The organism is Amycolatopsis sp. NPDC041971, assembly GCF_055588925.1.
Window position 1 is genome coordinate 418,945 of record NZ_JBVJCE010000004.1, and the last position, 17,576, is coordinate 436,520.

At 67.4% G+C, this 17,576-nt stretch carries 14 protein-coding genes and 4 tRNA genes; 12 read left to right on the forward strand and 6 right to left on the reverse strand.

Going from position 1 to position 17,576, the window contains the following annotated elements:
* Window positions 1–86: 86 nt before the first annotated feature.
* Window positions 87–158, reverse strand: a tRNA-Val gene (locus tag ACZ6DT_RS12680).
* Window positions 159–558: 400 nt separating this feature from the next.
* Between ACZ6DT_RS12680 and ACZ6DT_RS12685 the strand changes: the two genes are divergently transcribed.
* From ACZ6DT_RS12685 to ACZ6DT_RS12700, 4 genes are all read left to right on the forward strand, one after another.
* Window positions 559–984, forward strand: a complete 426-nt coding sequence (locus ACZ6DT_RS12685; protein ID WP_005159130.1) for an SsgA family sporulation/cell division regulator — start codon at window positions 559–561, stop codon at window positions 982–984.
* Window positions 985–1,120: 136 nt separating this feature from the next.
* Window positions 1,121–1,193 (forward strand) — tRNA-Gly (locus ACZ6DT_RS12690).
* A gap of 25 nt (window positions 1,194–1,218) precedes the next feature.
* Window positions 1,219–1,289: transfer RNA gene (locus ACZ6DT_RS12695), tRNA-Cys, on the forward strand.
* Between the two features lies 1 nt (window position 1,290).
* Window positions 1,291–1,365: transfer RNA gene (locus tag ACZ6DT_RS12700), tRNA-Val, on the forward strand.
* A 49-nt stretch (window positions 1,366–1,414) separates the two neighbouring features.
* Here ACZ6DT_RS12700 and ACZ6DT_RS12705 read toward each other — a convergent pair.
* The 5 genes from ACZ6DT_RS12705 to ACZ6DT_RS12725 form a co-directional block, all read right to left on the reverse strand.
* The gene (locus ACZ6DT_RS12705; RefSeq protein WP_465592938.1) at window positions 1,415–2,650 is read right to left on the reverse strand and encodes a tyrosine-type recombinase/integrase; all 1,236 of its coding nucleotides are present in this window, start codon (window positions 2,648–2,650) and stop codon (window positions 1,415–1,417) included.
* A gap of 190 nt (window positions 2,651–2,840) precedes the next feature.
* A complete protein-coding gene (locus ACZ6DT_RS12710; protein ID WP_465592941.1) occupies window positions 2,841–3,152 on the reverse strand; it encodes a helix-turn-helix domain-containing protein in 312 nt (103 codons plus the stop codon).
* 236 nt (window positions 3,153–3,388) lie between these two features.
* Window positions 3,389–3,838 (reverse strand): XF1762 family protein, encoded by a 450-nt coding sequence (locus ACZ6DT_RS12715; RefSeq protein WP_465592943.1) that lies wholly within the window; start codon window positions 3,836–3,838, stop codon window positions 3,389–3,391.
* Window positions 3,839–4,058: 220 nt separating this feature from the next.
* Entirely contained in the window at window positions 4,059–5,012 is a 954-nt protein-coding gene (locus ACZ6DT_RS12720; RefSeq protein ID WP_465592946.1) for a DNA methyltransferase, read from the reverse strand.
* The gene (locus tag ACZ6DT_RS12725; RefSeq protein WP_465592949.1) at window positions 5,005–5,781 is read right to left on the reverse strand and encodes a hypothetical protein; all 777 of its coding nucleotides are present in this window, start codon (window positions 5,779–5,781) and stop codon (window positions 5,005–5,007) included. Before ACZ6DT_RS12725 ends, ACZ6DT_RS12720 begins: the two co-directional genes overlap by 8 nt.
* A 721-nt stretch (window positions 5,782–6,502) precedes the next feature.
* On the opposite strand from ACZ6DT_RS12725, the gene ACZ6DT_RS12730 reads away from it, so the two are divergent.
* The 8 genes from ACZ6DT_RS12730 to ACZ6DT_RS12765 all read left to right on the forward strand — a co-directional run bounded on the left by ACZ6DT_RS12730 (window position 6,503) and on the right by ACZ6DT_RS12765 (window position 17,494).
* Window positions 6,503–7,525, forward strand: a complete 1,023-nt coding sequence (locus ACZ6DT_RS12730) for a hypothetical protein (RefSeq protein ID WP_465592952.1) — start codon at window positions 6,503–6,505, stop codon at window positions 7,523–7,525.
* Window positions 7,526–7,704: 179 nt separating this feature from the next.
* Window positions 7,705–8,016, forward strand: a complete 312-nt coding sequence (locus tag ACZ6DT_RS12735; RefSeq protein ID WP_465592955.1) for a pilin — start codon at window positions 7,705–7,707, stop codon at window positions 8,014–8,016.
* Between the two features lie 58 nt (window positions 8,017–8,074).
* Complete coding sequence (locus ACZ6DT_RS12740; RefSeq protein WP_465592958.1) at window positions 8,075–10,144, forward strand: hypothetical protein; 2,070 nt, start codon at window positions 8,075–8,077, stop codon at window positions 10,142–10,144.
* Complete coding sequence (locus ACZ6DT_RS12745; RefSeq protein ID WP_465592961.1) at window positions 10,141–11,292, forward strand: PrgI family protein; 1,152 nt, start codon at window positions 10,141–10,143, stop codon at window positions 11,290–11,292. The genes ACZ6DT_RS12740 and ACZ6DT_RS12745 overlap by 4 nt, the downstream gene beginning before the upstream one ends.
* Complete coding sequence (locus tag ACZ6DT_RS12750; protein WP_465592964.1) at window positions 11,289–13,133, forward strand: VirB4 family type IV secretion system protein; 1,845 nt, start codon at window positions 11,289–11,291, stop codon at window positions 13,131–13,133. Before ACZ6DT_RS12745 ends, ACZ6DT_RS12750 begins: the two co-directional genes overlap by 4 nt.
* 72 nt (window positions 13,134–13,205) lie before the next feature.
* Window positions 13,206–14,039: a GP88 family protein gene (locus tag ACZ6DT_RS12755; protein ID WP_465592967.1), complete on the forward strand. Its 834-nt coding sequence runs from the start codon at window positions 13,206–13,208 to the stop codon at window positions 14,037–14,039.
* Between the two features lie 38 nt (window positions 14,040–14,077).
* A complete protein-coding gene (locus ACZ6DT_RS12760; protein WP_465592970.1) occupies window positions 14,078–16,564 on the forward strand; it encodes a type IV secretory system conjugative DNA transfer family protein in 2,487 nt (828 codons plus the stop codon).
* 36 nt (window positions 16,565–16,600) lie between these two features.
* Complete coding sequence (locus tag ACZ6DT_RS12765; RefSeq protein ID WP_465592972.1) at window positions 16,601–17,494, forward strand: replication-relaxation family protein; 894 nt, start codon at window positions 16,601–16,603, stop codon at window positions 17,492–17,494.
* The last annotated feature ends 82 nt before the right edge of the window (window positions 17,495–17,576 follow it).

Genomic DNA, 17,576 nt, shown 5'->3' on the forward strand with positions numbered 1-17,576 from the left:
GATCGACTGCCGCCGCACGGCCCACCGCCGAGGGTGCCCGGAAATGAATGAAGGCCCTGGACCGATGGTCCAGGGCCTTCATCCGGTGGGCGATACTGGGATCGAACCAGCGACCTCTTCGGTGTGAACGAAGCGCTCTCCCGCTGAGCTAATCGCCCGCTCACGGTGTCCGGCAGACTCTACCCCACGACTTTAGGGGGCCTGCAAACGGGTGGTTCCCGCCGACCACACTCCGCTCACCAGCAAATACGGAGCGAACAACCACGAGCTAGCCGGGGTTGTCACGGCCGGGGGCCGCGCGCGACGCGGTTCGGCATTCATGCGACGGTGCTATCGCGTGACGACTAAACCGCGCAGTATGTACATGTGGACTGCCTGCAGGGCGCATGGATGGCTGCGCGTCGCGCGGGTGATGATGGGGTGACGGAGTATGGACCCGGGGTCCGATGACCCCGTCCGGGTGATCTGCGGCAAAACCGCGTTCCGATCGGCCGGCCGACGCGTCACATCATCGCCACTCGGTTCGACCGGGCCGGGAAGGAGACGAAGGGTAGGACGATGCGCAACGATCACGTGACGCTCCGCTCGACGGCGGTGTTCGACCTCCTGGCGCCGCGGACGCCCGCGGTCCCCGTCAAGGTGGAACTGCGATACGACACCCGCGACCCGTACGCGGTCGTGGCCGCCTTCCGCACCGGCCGTGCCGGCTGGGTCGAGTGGGTCTACGCGCGCGACCTCCTCGCGGACGGCCTTCTGGCCGACGCGGGCGACGGCGACGTACGCATCCGCCCCTCCGTCGAAGACCCCGAGTCCGTCCTCATCGAACTGAACTCGCCCTCCGGGCACGCCATGTTCGAGGCGTCCGCTCAGGAACTGGCCGACTTCCTCGACCGGACCTACGATGTCGTGCTTCCGGGCAACGAGCACCTGTGGGTCGACGTCGACGACGCCCTGACCCACCTGATCCCCAACGATCTGGCCTGATGACGGGCTTGCGAACAGCAAGTGGCACCCCGGTTGCAAGGGCGGTTTCGCGGTTCGATAGTGTTCACACACACCACGGCGACGGGGTGAGAGGCAGAACCGCGAGGATCTGATCTCCCATCCAAACCGAGGATGTGCGGATGTAGCGCAGCTGGTAGCGCATCACCTTGCCAAGGTGAGGGTCGCGGGTTCGAATCCCGTCATCCGCTCGGAAGGCCCTCTCGGGCCTGACACGGTGGAGTGGCCGAGAGGCGAGGCAACGGCCTGCAAAGCCGTGTACACGGGTTCGAATCCCGTCTCCACCTCGCGCGATTAGCTCAGCGGGAGAGCGCTTCCCTGACACGGAAGAGGTCACTGGTTCAATCCCAGTATCGCGCACCATCTGTTTTCGCAGGTCAGAAGCCCTGCTCCTCCTCGGAGGGGCGGGGCTTCAGTCGTAAAAAGGCGATGAAAAGGCGATGGCCTTCGGGGCCGTCTCCAACTGCCCGTCACGGAATGTGGCGTGCAGGTGCGGGAACCACTCTCCCAGCTTCGTCCGCTCACTCGGGGTGAGCGCGACCAACGAGCCGATCCACCGGGTCTCCAGCGCTTGCAAGATCTGACGACGCATCAGCGGGGTCACGTGGTCGTAGACCCTCGCGATCCCCTTCATCTTCTGACCCAGCCGCGCCCGACGGGCAACCTCGGGGATACCGTCCTCGGCAAGCCAGGTGCTGTGACTGTGCCGCCCCTCGTGGAAGGTGAAGGTCGGCAGGATCGGCTGCACCACTTCCGCCGACCGCGTGTGTTCAGCGTCACTGCCGTCCCAAACCGGGCGCCAGTACCGGTTGCGGAAGTTGGACCGCCGCAGCGGCGCGCCTTCGGCGCTGCAGAGCACGAACGGGAAGCTGTGGCTGTCCATCAGCTCCTCATAGAAGACCGCGATACTCGGCGGCAGCTCAACGCTTCGCGTACCAGCCGGGGTCTTGGTCCGGCCCTTCTTCGTGCGGCCGCCCTGTCGCCTCGGTGTCACCGGACGAGTCGGCCGCGGACCGAGATCAGCCAGCCGCGAGGTGTCGACCCGGCGGCCACCCTTAAACAAACGTCCACCGATTTCCTTCAAGGGCTCGCGAATCTGGATCGCGCGTACCTCGGTGTCGTACTCGTGGCGTTGCTGGCCGACCAGCTCGCCCCAGCGCGAGCCGGTGTAGAAGTCGAGCAACCCGAGCACGAACCCGGCGAGCCCGAGCCCGCTCTCGTAGAGACGCATCGACGCCCTCAGTGCCTGCACCGGCGTCGCGACGAGGTTCTCGATCTCGAACTCACCCGAGGTCACTCGGATGCCGGCGCACGGGTTCGCCGGGATCTTCCGGGCCTTCACCGCGGCACCAAGGATGGTGGAGAACAGCGAGAAGATCGAAGCCACCGACGAGTCGGCGTAGTCCTCGTGTAACTCCGATAGCCACTTCTCGATCTCCACGTAGCTGTTGAAGATCCCCGCCAGCGGCCACGACGACCACTGCGGAAGCAGATGGTTGTCCAGGAAGGACCGGTACTTCGCCAGCGTCGTCGGCTCCAGCCGCGGACCGACGGCGTCCATGAACTCTTCGGCGAATACGCCGAACAACATCTCCGCTTCCCGCGGGTCCAGCCACAGGTTGCGCCGGATCAGCGCTTCCTGTTCCACACCCCACGCCTCGGCGGCCTTCTCTGAGTTGAACCCGGCTCGGCTCCCCCACGTCCCGTCAGGACGTTTGAACCGAGCACGCCACCCTGGCGTACTACCGCCAGTCGGTTGCGCATAGGCCATGTCGAACACACTCTCTTCCTACGGCGGACTCCCGGATCACCCCGGGACTGAACGGAACGGCCGACGCTCACGCCGCACGCATGCCACCGCGATACGGACGCACCTCGCTCTTCGTCACCTGCACGATCTCCGCGACGTCCTCCCGGCTGAACCGGTAGTGCTTGCCGAACCGGCGATGCGGAAACACCCCAGCCGCGGCCCGGTCCTTCAATGACCTCGGCGACAAGCCGAGCAACGCTCCAACGTCCTCGGCTGTCAGCAGCGCGTCGGGATCGCGAGGCGCGTGTGCCGCCAACGCGCGGATCGCACTGGCGAGCTCCCGGATCGAAGCCGCCAGCGCGGCACCGCCATCGGCGGAGTCCAGCGCGGAAGTGCTCACGCGCGGACTGTCGTCCGTCACAACAATTCACCTCCTCCAATGATGCGGGCAGCACGACTCAGCCCTGTCACGTCTGCGACACCGGACGGTTCCGGCACCCGCAGACGCGCGGGCTTGTGACAACGGATCAGCTGATCAGGCGCGGTAGTGTCGGCCGATCGCCAGCTGTACCAGCTGAAACAGCTGGCGCACAAGGCAAACCTGGCCGGACCGGACGACCCACCCGATCGCGTGAACTATCGCTCCGCCCGGATCTCCCACCTCGTCCGCCGGATCCCATCCACACCGCGCGACTCACGTGGGCGGGACACAGTGGACCAACCTGGACGCGGCCGAAGGTCCGCGACCGGACGCAACCCCGCCGCGCGCAGACTCGCGCCACTCTCACCTTCTTGTGTGTAGGTGATCAGGCGTTGGAACCCGAGTGTTCGAGCGACGCGCCACGAGACTCCATAGAGCTTGGAGTTGGCGTTCCGAGTCCCGGTCGTGCAGGTGCGCGTCACCTCGACGCTCACCCCGTCGTCGAGGTGGCGGGCAACAGGTCGCCCGACGATCGCGACGCCGACGAGTTCGGTCTCGTGAGCGACGCCCACCGCGAACTTCATCCCGCGCGGCGGCCGATGATGCCGGTGATGTGCGGCGATGAACTCGCACGCCTGGCGGAAGGTGACGGGAACGATCCTCAAGCTCAACCTCGACACTCCAGGCCGTCCGACCTTCCGGCAGGCCGGCAATCGACGGAGCGCGAACCGCCCACAGTGGAGGGTCGGCCGAGTCCGAGTCCGGACTCGGACCGCAATGTCATGACTTCGCTCGACGCTCCTCGGCGGCCAACAGCAGAGCGAGTTGTTCGACAGGCACGGAGTAGCGTCGCCTCCTCACGGGCAGCGCTGGCCGCTCGCTGGTTCACACCGCCACCTCGTCGAGGTCAGCGAACGCACTAATGCCGTCAGTCAGATCCGGCGTACCCCAACTGGCGCGCGGAGCCGGCCGATACCGAAGCGGCACTGTCGATGGCGGCGAGATCGGCTTGGCCAGAACGGAACCAACGCCATCCGGATCGGCCCGGAACACGAGAACCGTATGGTGCGTCGGCAGAGCGATCGGGTGCTCGAGAGTGCGCTCCGCTCGAATCGCAGCGCGCCGCTGCGCGAGAGTCGCGTGGGTATAGGTACGGCCACGTTTCACCGTGGCGGTAGCTGCGAGACAGCGCGCGACCGGTGCCAGTCCCGCGGCGTTGCCGATCTCGGCGATCAGGCTGGGAACGTCGAGCAAGTCGTGCCGGACGGCGTGCCGGCGCGGAGCGCAGGTGACGACCACGTGACCGCCGGGACGCACCAGCGGCCGGTACTGCGCGAGAAGGTTTCGCAGCCGGTCCAGCGCACCATCGACGTCGCCGGTCGCGCCGGCTGGACGCAACGTGGTCAGCAAGAGGTCGACGCGTCCGATCAGTCCCGCCGTTGCGGCGGCGACGGCCGTACCGGGACGCCGGTCAAGGACGAGGACCATGCCGTCGACGAACACACCGCGCGCCTTCGTAGCGGTCACATTCGTCCGCGCCAGCTGCCACCAGCGCCGCTGCCCGGTCAGCCCGATCGCGTGCCGCCCGAACCGCAGCGCTTCGACAATGGTGGTCCCCGCGCCGCAGTCCGGGTCGAGCACCACATCGCCGGGCTGGGTGAACGCCGCGATGGCGTGGCGCGCGATCGCCGGGGTCATCAGTGCCGGGTCAGTTCCGGTCGCGTTGTGATAGCCGGCCTCGTCCAACTGGGTCGCCAGGCTCGTCGTCCCGGTCGGCCACACGGATGCCAGAACCGGTCCTGGTGGCCGAGGAGGCCACTTGTCAGTGCGCTTAGACATTCGAAGTCTCCTTCGTGCCAGCCTCCGCGGCGGTGAGAGACATCTGCCGGAACAGAACCAGGTCGTGGTGTACCGAGCGAAATGGCAGCGCCTCGGGGCCGGTTGCGTGTGGCGATCGTCCGCGCGGTGCCACCGTGGGTCCGGTCCGCCCGGCAGCGGCGAGGCTGTCTACCGGCTCCGGGGTCGGTGCGGTGAGCACGGCGATGTGGTCGAGACATCGCAAACCGTGCTTACCCATTGTGTTCGCCAAGATGGGGTGCGGATCGAGCAACCGCCCACAGTTCGACTCACTGTGCGTGACCACTGCGGTGAGGCCGCGAGGGGTGAGCAGGGCGTTCCAGTCGGTGTGGCCGAGCCAGTCGGTGGCGTGCGGATCGAGCGCGGTGACGATCAGATCGAATCCGCGACGGAGTCGGCCTCCGGCGCGACCGCGCGGGTGTGTGGAGTTGGTGTTCGGATCGACCACTGGATGCAAGCCGAGCCGACTGGGTCGGGGACGCGACCCCGACTCGGCGCCACCGTGGTCGGACGGGTCGGGGTCGACATTCAGGTCTTCCGACGCGGCGACGGCGGTCGCAGTGTCCGCGCCCCGGCCGAGGCGGGCGACAGTCCAGACCGCCTCGGCGAGTCCGGTATACGGGTCGCCGTCCTGCCGTCGACCGGGCGTACGCCTTGGCGTCGGCGGAGTGAGCAGCAGGACACGGTCGCCAGGGCGGGTGTAGGTCGTGACGAGAGTAAGGATCGTGCGGCCGAGCCATCCGGCGAGCAACGCGGTGCCGGGGAGCGCCTCTGCATCGGCGAAGGGCCACAGAGTGGTAGGGCGCGTCGCCCGGAGACGGCCAGCGGTGGTTGTCCGGGAGGTCACGCGCCGGACTTGGCTGGTGCCCCGCAGGGTCGGCCTCCGGTGATGTGGCGTTCGATGGGGACGTCGGCCAGGCTCGTTGTGAGGTGTTGAAGTCATCGGTGGCCTTCCTCGCGGTGTGGTCGGCGTGGTCTGCCAAGTCACCCCAAGAGGCCGGTTTCAGGGCCGATTTTGGACACCAAGAACTCGACTTTCTCGATAACGTCTCAGCGCGCCCCCGAAACTCGCCAAGTCGAGCCGCCTGTTCCATTCGAAACAATAGGCGAATCCATCACAAGGGAACGGAACACGGAGAGCGTGAGCTTCCTCGCGTACCCCGTGGCCAATGGCAGCCTGGACGGACTTTGGGATGCCGCAGCCTCGAACCGAGTCACCTAGCTGGTTCTTCGCGCAATCGGCGAGCGCACCTACTAAGAAGTACTTAAAGTGCAGGTCAACAGCTACTAAGGCGGATCGTGAACGACCACCGAGACGGGTCGAGGCCACTCCTCTGAAACCTTACAGAAGTCTGTTTTAGCAGCAGGATCCGCTACTAAAGTGATCGTCCTTGTTCTTTCCTTGTCCTTTTCTTGTTGCCGTTCTGGCGTCCTGGCGTGGTCGATGCAAGCGACCGAGCAGGAGCAGGGAAATGACGCACGACGAGAGTGCTTTCAAGGAAATTCGCCACGACCACGAAGGGCACGAATGGCTGCCGCTGGACACAGCGCGCGATGCCTTCGGCTGGCTGGTGACCGGGCCGAAGCCGATGGCCGTGCACGGGGCGCGGTTCGCCGGGTTGCCGCAGCGGCCTGTACCACTGGACGAATTGCGGGACCGGCTGATGAGCAAGCAGTGCCCGCCGCGCACCCGGGACGACGTGTGGGCGCATCTGGTGGTGCGCTCGCGTGCTCATGGAGGTGCCTGGACGGTCGCCTGCGTGGGCATGGCATTGCTCTCTCTGGCTGCCAGCGCGCGGTGGCTGGCCGCGCGGTATCGGGGTGATCGGGCCGATGTTCACGCGGCTGTCCTCACCGGGTTCATTCATGCGCTGGCCACCGTCGACCTGACCGATCCCGGCATCGTCGTCCGGCTGCATTTCGCCGCGCGCCGCGCCGGGCAGGCGGCGTTGGAGGAGTCTCTTGACGCGCCGAGGCCTGTGGACACGGACGATCACTCCGTCGCTCCTCCTCCGCCGAGCGGGCACCCAGACTTGGTGCTCGCACGCGCGGTTGGAGAGGGAGTCCTGACGCCGACCGAGGCGGACTTGATCTCGGCGACCCGACTGGGCGAGATGTCACTGACCGACTGGGGTGCGGCGCACCAGAGCGAGTTCTGGGCGACGTACAAGGCGCGCCAGCGAGCCGAGCACCGGCTCGTGTCATGGCTGGCCGACCGCACAGAGAACCAGGACTCCGAAGACCCCGTCGCCGAGGCCGCACTGTCCGCACTCGCCATCGGCGAGAACTCCGCGCATAGCGATGCCAACAAGGACTCGTCACGGGCTGTGAGCGGCCGCCGCCGCAACGGACGACCAGCCGGTTCAAAGAAATCTTCACGCTTGGTGTCCAAAAACGACCCGAAATCCGGCCTCTTGGGGTGCGGGGAGACCCCACCCAGCTCTCCGCGTACCGCCGGGCAACAGCCGACTTCGGAGGTGCGCCGATGCGCGTGACACCCCTTCCCGAGACCCAGCACACCACCGCGCCATCGCGCTCACCTGCGTCGAGCGCACCTGAACCTTCACAGCCGCGAGCGAACGCCGCCGGCCACTCGCAGCGGACAGCAACCGCGAGTGGCGCACGGCCACGTCATCGGACCTCACAGACGCCGGCGGTGTGCCGACCTGTCGCCATGGCGGTCGCCAGCGCGGTCATGTTCAACGCGCTCGCCGCGGATTCTGCGCAGGCATCCACTTACGTCGTCGCCCTCGCGACCACCGTCGATCAGGTCTTCACCAACATCCGAAACTGGCTGGTCGGGATCCTGGCCGGCCTGGCGACGGTGTTCCTGACCGTCGGTGGAGTCCGGTACCTGCTGGCAGGCGGCAATCCCGGCGAAACGGAGAAAGCGAAAGGATGCTTCAGGAACGCAGCATGGGGCTACGGATTGGCGGCGCTGGCACCGCTCGCCGTGGAAATCCTGCGCGGGATTGTCGGGGCCTGAGGTCATGGCCGAGACCCGACGTCCCTGTGTGCTCGCACCCGATCGCGGTGAGGCCGGCATGCGCACCGCGACCCGGGAGCACTGGGAGCGGGTCCTGCTCGCCCCTCCCGTCCCAGACGGCACCACCCACCGTCCCCCGCGACGACTGCTACCTCTCGGCGTGGCCATCATCCTCGGCTGCCTGCTGGCGGTCGGCGCCTGGGCCTCGCCCGAGACGCTCACGCCTCGCAACGCGCAGCAAGCCGCGGTCGCCGTCGTGCAGCAACCGCCACTGCCCTTGCCGACCAATCCGCCGGAAAACACGTGCACACCCGATTCACCGGACCCAACATGTCACTTCCCGCCCGGGTCACCCCGTCCGCCGGCCCCGACGACCCCCTTGCCGCCGATAACCGAACTACCGCTTCCGACGAGTTGCTTTCCTGGGCAGATCGGTTGCGCCCCGAGCAGTGCTCCCAGCACGGTCACCGGCACGCCGTGCGCCGGCGAAGGCTGTATCCCGCAACCCGATACTCCCCCGCCTGCCACTCCCCCTGGGCAGCCCGGTCCGGGAGTTGACGGTGACGCCCCGGACTGCGGGATCACCAGCATCGAAGGCTGCATCAACAAGGCCATCAACGCGGTGTTCCGCGAGCTGGTCAAGTCCGCCCTCGACCCGCTTCTGAAGCTGCTGGGCGACACCGCGTTCACGACGCCGACACTGGATTCGCTGCCCGGGGTGGCGAACCTGTGGAACAACTCCTGGCTGATCGTACTGGCCTGCTACAGCGGGCTGATCATGATCGGCGGCATCATCGTGATGTCGCACGAGTCGGTCCAGAGCCGCTACTCGATCAAGGAGATCGCGCCCCGGCTCATCGTCTCCTTCTTCGCCTCGATGCTGTCGCTGTTCCTCATCGACAAGGCAATCCGGTTCGCCAACGCACTGTCCACCGCGGTTCTCACCGATGGAGTCGATCCGCCACAACTCGGCGACAACTTGACCAAATCGATCGGCGGCGCCTACTCGGCGATGGCATCCGGCGGGCTGTTCGTGATCCTGCTGCAGGTCGTCGTGGTCATCGCGGTGATCGCGCTCCTGCTGGTCTACGTGGTGCGAGTGATCCTCACGCTGATCCTGACCGTCTCCGCCCCGCTGTGGGTCGCCTGCCACGCCCTTCCCCACACCGACGGCATCGCCCGCTGGGGCTGGCGAGCAACGGGCGCGACGCTCGGCATCGAGATCGCCCAGTCGCTCACACTGCTCGTCGCGGTCAACACCTTCCTCAACGGCAGCACAAAGCTGTTCACCTCCATCGGCGGCGGACTGATGATGCTCTTCGCCGTCCTCGGACTGCTCTACATCCTGTTCAAGATCCCGTTCTGGTTCCTCTCCGCCACCAAACTCGGCACCGGCCGCTCCTTCCTCGGCGGGCTGGCGAAGGCATACATCGCGGCGAAAACGTTCGGGATGGTCGCCGGCAAGCCCGGCGGGTTCAGCAAAGCCGGCGCCATCGCCGATAGCGGGAAAGGCGGCGGGGATCGAGGTGGTGCTGCCGCCGACCCGCCATGGCCTGCCCAGCCGCGGATCGCGCCGACACCAGCTGCGGTGAACCGACGACTGCAGGCGGCCTACGACGCCGACCGCGCCCATGCGGCCCGGCACCTGCGGCCGCCTTCGCAGCGACCGGAGTTTCTGCAGCCCGGTCCGCAGGAGACCACCCACGACCCGGCTTTCACCCCAGCCTCCCAAGGACCTGTCATGCCCGAACTTAGCTCCGCGTCCAAGCCCGCGACCACAGTCCCCGCGCCCTCCCGGCATCGGCACAGGAAGGCCGTGGCGGCGCCCCGGTTCCATTCGCCCGGTGCGCCGCGCCGCTCCGGCAGCGCCGCCCCGGCTCGACCGGTCGCGATGGCGCCGGTTCCGCCGCACCTACAGTTCCAGCCGCCAGCGCCGGAACCGAGCCACATCGTCCGGCCGGTCACACCCCCGTCCGGGCCACCCGCGGCGCCGGTGTTCCGGGCCGCGCAGCCAGAGCTGCGCGTTGGGGACGCCCGCTCTCGCACGCCGTCCGTGCCGCCGATGGCGTTCCGGGCGCCGACCCCGCCACCGCCGAAGTCCCCGCCCCGCGGAAGTGAGAAGCCATGACCGTACGGATACCGTCAGACGTCGATCGCGAAGATCGCGTCCTGGCCAACCTCACCGCGCGGCAGCTGGCGATCCTTGCGGTGACCGGGATCGTGCTCTACGGCGCCTGGACCCTGGCCCGAGGTGTCGTGCCACTGCCGATCTTCCTGATCGTCGCGATCCCGATCGGAGTCACTGCGGCCGTGCTGACGTTGGGACAGCGCGACGGCATAAGTCTTGACCGGCTCGTGCTCGCAGCCATCCGCCAGCGGCTGCAACCCCGCCATCGAGTCGCCGCTCCCGAAGGGGTACGGGCCGCGCCGGAGTGGCTGGCCAGCCGCATCACCGCACCCGGTGCAGCAGGTGACTCGAAGGTATCTCCAGCAGCGCTACGACTGCCTGCGGAAGGAGTCACCGAGGCTGGTGTCATCGACCTCGGCACGGACGGCGTCGCGATGGTTGCGGTGGCCAGCACCATCAACTTCGCGCTCCGGACCGCCGGTGAACAGGAGGCGTTGGTCGCGTCCTTCGGCCGGTATCTGCACTCGATCTCCGCGCCGGTGCAGGTGCTCATCCGGGCTGAACGGCTGGACCTGAGCCAGCAGATCAACGACCTGCGCCAGGCCGCGCCCGGTCTGCCGCATCCGATGCTCGAAGCGGCGGCTCAGGAGCACGCGACGTATCTCGACCAGCTGCGTCGCTCCACGGATCTGCTGCGCCGCCAAGTGCTGCTGGTGCTCCGCGAGCCGGCCCGCCCCGCTGGTCCGAACGACGGGCTTGGCGGCGCATCACCTCTTGCCGTGCTACGCGCGCGGCGCACCCGTGGCCGTGCTGGGGACATCACCGAAACCGCGCGGCGCTCCGCGGAAACCCGGCTCGTGCGGCGCCTGGGCGAGGCGACCGAACTGCTTGCCCCCGCTGGGATCACGGTCACGCCATTGGATGCGGGCCAAGCCACCGCTGTGTTGGCCACGGCGTGCAACCCGGACAGCCTGATCCCGCCGTCGGCAGGGTTGGCCGGTGCGGACGAGGTGATCACCACCGTCACCTCGGATCCCGACGACGAGCCGCCGGTCCGGCACCGGAGCACGGCCGGTCAGCGAGAGCTCGACACCGGCGCGAAGCCAGAGGTGACGGCTCTTGATGACTGGGAGGGAGGTGACCTGTGAACGGGAAATTCAGCCGTGCTCGAGGCCGCAGGACGCATGCGGGAGAAGCGGGTGCGTTCACTCCGGACTCGCTCTCCGAAGGGCGTCGCCATCTGGAGATCGGCGACGAATGGGTCGCGTCCTTCGCGATCACCGGCTACCCGCGCGAAGTCCACCCGGGATGGTTACAGCCGCTGCTGTCCTATCCCGGCCGCGTTGACGTGTCGCTGCACATCGAACCGACCGATCCGGTCACCGCCGCCAACCGGCTCAAGCGCCAGCTATCCAAATTGGAGTCAGGCCGCCGGCACACCAGTGAGAGGGGGCGGCTGCTGGACCCGATGGTCGAGGCCGCTACCGAAGACGCCTACGACCTCGCCACCCGTGTCGCTCGCGGCGAAGGCAAGTTGTACCGGCTCGGCCTGTACCTAACTGTGCACGCGACAAGCGAGGACGATCTCGGCAGGCAGGTCGCCGCCGTTCGGGCGCTCGCGGCGTCGCTGCTGATGAACGCCCAGCCGACCACCTACCGGTCACTGCAGGGCTGGGTGTCGACCCTGCCGCTGGCACTGGACCTCATCGGTATGCGCCGCACGTTCGACACCAGTGCGCTGGCCGCCGCGTTTCCCTTCACCTCGCCGGACCTTCCACCAACCGACCCGGCCAGCGTCGCCGCACCGGCCGGTGTGCTGTACGGATTCAACGTCGGTAGTCAGGGGTTGGTGCATTGGGACCGCTTTTCCGCGGACAACTACAACGCGGTGGTTCTCGGGCGGTCCGGCGCGGGCAAGTCCTATCTGGTGAAGCTGGAAGCCCTGCGCAGCCTGTACCGCGGGGTCGAGGTGTCGATCATCGATCCCGAGGACGAATACCAGCGACTGTGCCAGGCCATCGGCGGCACCTACATCCGTCTCGGCGACCCGGATGTTCGCATCAACCCGTTCGACCTGCCTATCGCCGCGCGGCCGGATGGGCGGCGCACCGCCCCCAAGGACGCACTGACGCGCCGGGCGTTGTTTCTGCACACCGTCATCGGGGTGTTGCTCGGTACGGAACTGTCCGCACAGCAACGAGCCGTGCTCGACCGGGCCATCATGGACACCTACCGCCAGGCCGGGATCATCAGTGACCCGCGGACCTGGGGCCGGCAGGCTCCGCTGCTGGCCGACCTCGCCACAATCCTCACCAGCACCGCCGACCCGGTCGCCGCGGACCTGGGCGCCCGGTTGCACCCGTTCGTCGAGGGCGCGTTCTCCACGATGTTCTCCGGGCCGACCACGACCAGGCCCGAAGGGCGCCTGACGGTGTTCAGCCTGCGCGATCTGCTCGACGAGCTACGCCCGATCGGGACGCTGCTCACGCTGGACACGGTGTGGCGGCGGGTGTCCAACCCAGCCATCCGGCGACCGCGGCTGATCACAGTCGAGGAAGCATGGTTGCTCATGCAGGACCCAGCCGGAGCGCGGTTCCTGCACCGGATGGCCAAAGCAGCAAGGAAACACTGGGCGGGCTTGACGATCGCTACCCAAGACGTCGGTGACATCCTCGGCACCGAACTGGGTAAGGCGATCATCGCCAACGCCGCCACACAGATCCTTCTACGCCAAGCAACGCAGGCGATCGACGAGATCGTGGCGACCTTCAACCTGTCCGAGGGTGAGAAACAGTTCCTGATCTCCGCCGACAAGGGTCAAGGCCTCTTGTCCACCGGGACACAGCGAGTCGCCTTCCAGTCGCTGGCCTCGCCACAGGAAAACACTCTGATCACAACACATCCGGCCGAGCTGGCGACCTACACAGAACACGAGACCAGCACCGACGACAGCTCGTATGTGGATCTCGGCATCGACATCGCTGCATGACACGTGCCGCCACGGACCGGGTCTCTGTCCTTTGTTTCTTTGCTTGCCTGCTTTCGTTTTGTGAGGTGTCGTATGTCGTCCTCCTCCAGCGCCAACAAGGTTCCGACGCGACCGAGCCGGTTGTTGACGCAGAACCGGGAGATGCGCGCGATCGGAGTCTGGAACTGGACGTTGCCCGCGCTCGCTGCCCGACTGCCCGACGGGCGGACGCAGATTACCTGCGCGGCAGCCGACGCGTGCGCACGAATCTGCTATGCCCGCAACGGGACTTACCTCTTCCCTGCGGTAAAAGCCAAACATACCGCCAATCTCACGTATGTCCTCGAGGACTTGCCTGGCTGGACGGCTGCGATGATCCGGGAGCTGTCGGCGCCGCGCCTCACCGGGAAGTTCGTCAGGGTGCACGACGCCGGGGATTTCTTCAGCGATGCCTACACTTTGGCGTGGTGTCGCGTTATGCGCGCGTGCCGTCAGGTGACGTTTTACGCTTATACCAAAGAAGTTCGCCGGTTCAAAAGGTTGATAGAACCGGACCCGCCGGAGAACTTCCTGTGGGTGTACAGCTACGGCGGTCGCGAAGATTCCTTCATCGACCCAGACCGCGACCGCGTCGCCGACGTATTTCCCAACGAGGACGCCATCACCGAAGCCGGTTGGTCCTCGCAGGAAGCCTCGGATCTGCTGGCGGTCCTCGGTCCACGCTTGGTCGGAGTTCCCGCGAACCGCATCCCACAGTTCCTCAAGCGCATGGGCGGGCGGCGATTGTCCGAGTGGCAGGCCGAGATCGACGCCGAACGGGCTCATAAGCGGCGCCGCCATCTGCATCTCGTGCCCGATTTCGGGACCGGAGCGCCGAGGCAGCCGAGCCACTCAGGCACTGCGGAAGCCGAACGAAATGCAGCCTGACCCGTCTGCGTCTTTCCTTGCTTGATAGGGGACTTCTGATGGTATTCGCTCTGGCGGAGGTGCTCGCCTCGCCGTTGCAGGACTATCTGCGCGATCCTGGTGCCGCGGTGCGCGGCGTCGTCGCCGCGCTGCGCGACGGCGCGCTTTCGTACGGGCCGGTCGCCGGTCCGGTCTTTGCGCTCATGGTCGCCGGTGTCCTGGCCGGGCGCCGGTGGTGGGCGCGCCGATGCCATGACCGGATTGCCGCCGACGCCCGGGGCGTCACGGTGCTGGCTCCGCCCACGGTGGATCCGGACGGTGCCGCGGCGTTGTACTCCAATCTGGTCGGCTTGTTGCGCCCCGGCTGGAAACGCCGGGTGCACGGCCAGCCGCACGTCGTGTGGGAGTACGTGTTTTCCCATGCCGGAGTCGCCCTGCGGCTGTGGCTGCCAGGCAGCGTGCCACCCGGCATGGCCGAACGTGCGATCGAAGCCGCCTGGCCCGGCGTACACACCCGGACCATGCCGGCCAAGCCGCCAATCCCCTTGTCCAACCCGCCGGGGAAAGCGGTCGAGGCCGCGGGTGGCGAACTGCGCCTGGCCCGGAGTGAGGCCCTGCCGATCCGATCCGACTTTCCGGCTGATCCAGTCCGGGCGCTGCTGGGCGCACCGGTTGGGCTCGCCACCCACGAACGTGCCGTGGTGCAGATCCTCGCTCGCCCGGTTACCGGCGCGCGTGTCCGCAAAGCCGGCCGAGCCGCCCGCCGAGTCCGCGCCGGCAGCTCGGTCAAGCTGGCGGGTCGACTGCTGGATCTGCTCACCCCGCACACCGGGTCACGAAAACCCAGCAAGGCGGCGAAGAAGCCGATCACCGATCACCAGACTTCTCTGGAGAACTCCGCGCAGGATCGTGCCATTGTGGCCAAGCAGCACAGCTCCCAGTACGAGACCCGCATCCGGTATGCCGTGGCCACCCTGGTCGACGAACACACCACCGGCGCGGAGCGCGTCCCGGTGCGCGAGCACCTCCGCGGGCGCGGACATGCCATCGCCAGTGCCTTCGCCGCCTACAGCGAGCATAACTACTACCGGCGCATCCGGCTCGCGCACCCGGTGCGGGCAGTGGCCGAGCGGCGGCTGGCAGCAGGCGATCTGCTCTCGATCGCGGAGATAGCCGCGCTGGCACACGTCCCCACCGACGAAGCCGTGCCCGGCTTGCAGCGCGCCGGGGCGAAGGCCGTCCCGCCGCCACCAGGGATCGCCACCGAGGGCCCCGGTATCAAGCCGATCGGGATCACCGACTCCGGCCACTCCCGGCCGATAGGCCTGCGCGTTGCCGACGCCCGTCACCATCTGCACATCCTCGGAGCAACCGGTTCCGGCAAAAGTGAGCTGATGGCCCGGATGATCCTCGACGACGCCGAAGCAGGCCGAGGGCTGGTCGTCATCGGCCCCAAGGGTGACCTGGTGACCGACACCCTCATGCGGCTGCCCTCGCGGCTCGGAGAGAAGGTCGTGCTCTTCGACGCCGACAGCCGTGCCCGCCCGCCCGTGCTCAACCCGATCGAGGGAGACGACACCGCTCGCACGGTGGACAACCTGGTCTCGATCTTCTCCCACGTCTACGCCTCCAGTTGGGGCCCACGCACCGAGGACATCCTGCGGTCGGGACTGCTCACCCTGCGCGAACTGCCCGGAACGCCCACCTTGACCGACCTGCCGAAGCTGCTCACGGTGCCCGCCTTCCGGCATCGCGCGCTCGAACAGATCTCTGACGATGTCCTGACCGGGTTCTGGACCTGGTACGACGATCTGTCCGACGCCGGCAGGGCACAGGTCGTCGCGCCCTTGATGAACAAGCTCCGCGGACTGCTGTTGCGCCCGTTCGTGCGGGCCTCCCTCGCCGGTGGCGAGTCCACCGTGGACATGGACGAGGTGCTCGATGGTCGTATCTGCTTGGTGCGCTTGGGCAAGGACGCGCTCGGGATGGATACCGCACGGCTGATCGGGTCGATCGTCGTGGCCCGTACATGGCAGGCCGCGACCCGCCGTGCTCGGATTCCGCAACGCGACCGCCGCGATGCCTCGCTCTACATCGACGAGTGTCACAACTTCCTGAATTTGGCTTATCCGATGGAAGACATGCTCGCCGAGGCCCGCGGCTACAGATTGTCGATGACGCTCGCACACCAATATCTGCGCCAGCTCCCGCGCGAACTGGAAGAAGGCATCAGCACCAACGCCCGGTCGAAGATCATTTTCTCCGCCTCGCCCGAGGACGCACGGCACCTGGCCCGGCACACGACACCTCGTCTCTCCGAGCACGACCTCGCGAACCTCGGCCGGTTCCACATCGCCGCGCGTCTGGTCCTCGACAGCGAGGAAGCTCCCCCGTTCACCGCGGTCACCGAGAAGCTCCCGCCTGCGATTCCGGGACGTGCCAAAGAAATCCGTCGACTCGCAAGGAGAAACGCCAAGCCCCGGAACACACCGTCACCTGCCGAGACTGTCCAGCCGGTGGCGCTCGATCCCCGCCGCGCGGCCTGAATCCCGCGTCCAGCGTAGTTGGAGGTTCGCGTCACGATGGTCAGTAATCCCACACCGCAGCGGCAGCTGCGTTCGCACCGGCCGGAACGTCCCGTCCCGCGGGTGCTCAACTCTGCCGAACATCACGCATGGCTGGCTCGGCATCTCACCGACCGGGACCGGTGGCTGTGCCGGATGCTGTTCGAGCACCACGTGCTCACCAGCACCCAGATCATCGACATCGCTTTCACCGGGCGCCGTGCCGCGAACCTGCGCCTGCGCAACCTCTATCAATGGGGCGTGGTGAACCGGTTCCAGCCGCACCGCGACCGCGGCTCGCACCCGATGTACTACGTCCTCGACACCGCCGGTGCGGTCACCCTCGCCCGGGAAGAGGGCGTCGACCCCAGGCAACTGGGCTTCAGCCGTGAGCGCGAGATCGGGCGTGCCTTCTCCTTGCAGCTGGCACACACCGTGGGCTGCAACGGTCTGTTCACCGCTCTGATCCGCCGGGCACGCGAGCCCGGGGCCACTGGCAAGCTCTCCGCGTGGTGGTCCGCCGCGCGCTGTGGCCGACACTGGGGCGACATCGTCACCCCAGACGGCTACGGCCGCTGGCGCGAGGGCCATCGGGAGGTCGAGTGGTTCGTCGAGTTCGACTTCGGCACCGAGCAACTATCCCGGCTGGCGGGCAAGCTCGCCCGGTACGAGCGCCTGGCCGACACCACGGGCATCACCACTCCGGTGCTGGTGTGGCTGCCCAGCGCTGCGCGTGAGGCCAACGCGCGCAAGGCGCTGACCGAGGCGCTGCGCGCCCTCGATCGGCCCGCTCGAGTGCCGGTGGCGACCAGCAGCGGCGAAGCCGCCGCTGATCCACTCGACATGGCCGCACCTCGCTGGCGACGAGTCGCCGAACTCGACACCACGAGCCGAGTCGCGCTAGTGCCGTGACGCAGATGGTTGGCGAGGTAATAGCCCGTAGGCCGGCGCGCTGATCTCGCCTGGCAGGCTGCCGGGTGGAGGTGGTGCCCGT

Bases quoted from the DNA above. Each gene is read 5' to 3' on its own strand.
- ACZ6DT_RS12685 (WP_005159130.1), top strand. From the start codon at position 559: ATGCGCAACGATCACGTGACGCTCCGCTCGACGGCGGTGTTCGACCTC.
- ACZ6DT_RS12720 (WP_465592946.1), bottom strand. From the start codon at position 5,012: ATGTCTAAGCGCACTGACAAGTGGCCTCCTCGGCCACCAGGACCGGTT.
- ACZ6DT_RS12730 (WP_465592952.1), top strand. From the start codon at position 6,503: ATGACGCACGACGAGAGTGCTTTCAAGGAAATTCGCCACGACCACGAA.
- ACZ6DT_RS12735 (WP_465592955.1), top strand. From the start codon at position 7,705: ATGGCGGTCGCCAGCGCGGTCATGTTCAACGCGCTCGCCGCGGATTCT.
- ACZ6DT_RS12740 (WP_465592958.1), top strand. From the start codon at position 8,075: ATGCGCACCGCGACCCGGGAGCACTGGGAGCGGGTCCTGCTCGCCCCT.
- ACZ6DT_RS12745 (WP_465592961.1), top strand. From the start codon at position 10,141: ATGACCGTACGGATACCGTCAGACGTCGATCGCGAAGATCGCGTCCTG.
- ACZ6DT_RS12755 (WP_465592967.1), top strand. From the start codon at position 13,206: ATGTCGTCCTCCTCCAGCGCCAACAAGGTTCCGACGCGACCGAGCCGG.
- ACZ6DT_RS12760 (WP_465592970.1), top strand. From the start codon at position 14,078: ATGGTATTCGCTCTGGCGGAGGTGCTCGCCTCGCCGTTGCAGGACTAT.
- ACZ6DT_RS12765 (WP_465592972.1), top strand. From the start codon at position 16,601: ATGGTCAGTAATCCCACACCGCAGCGGCAGCTGCGTTCGCACCGGCCG.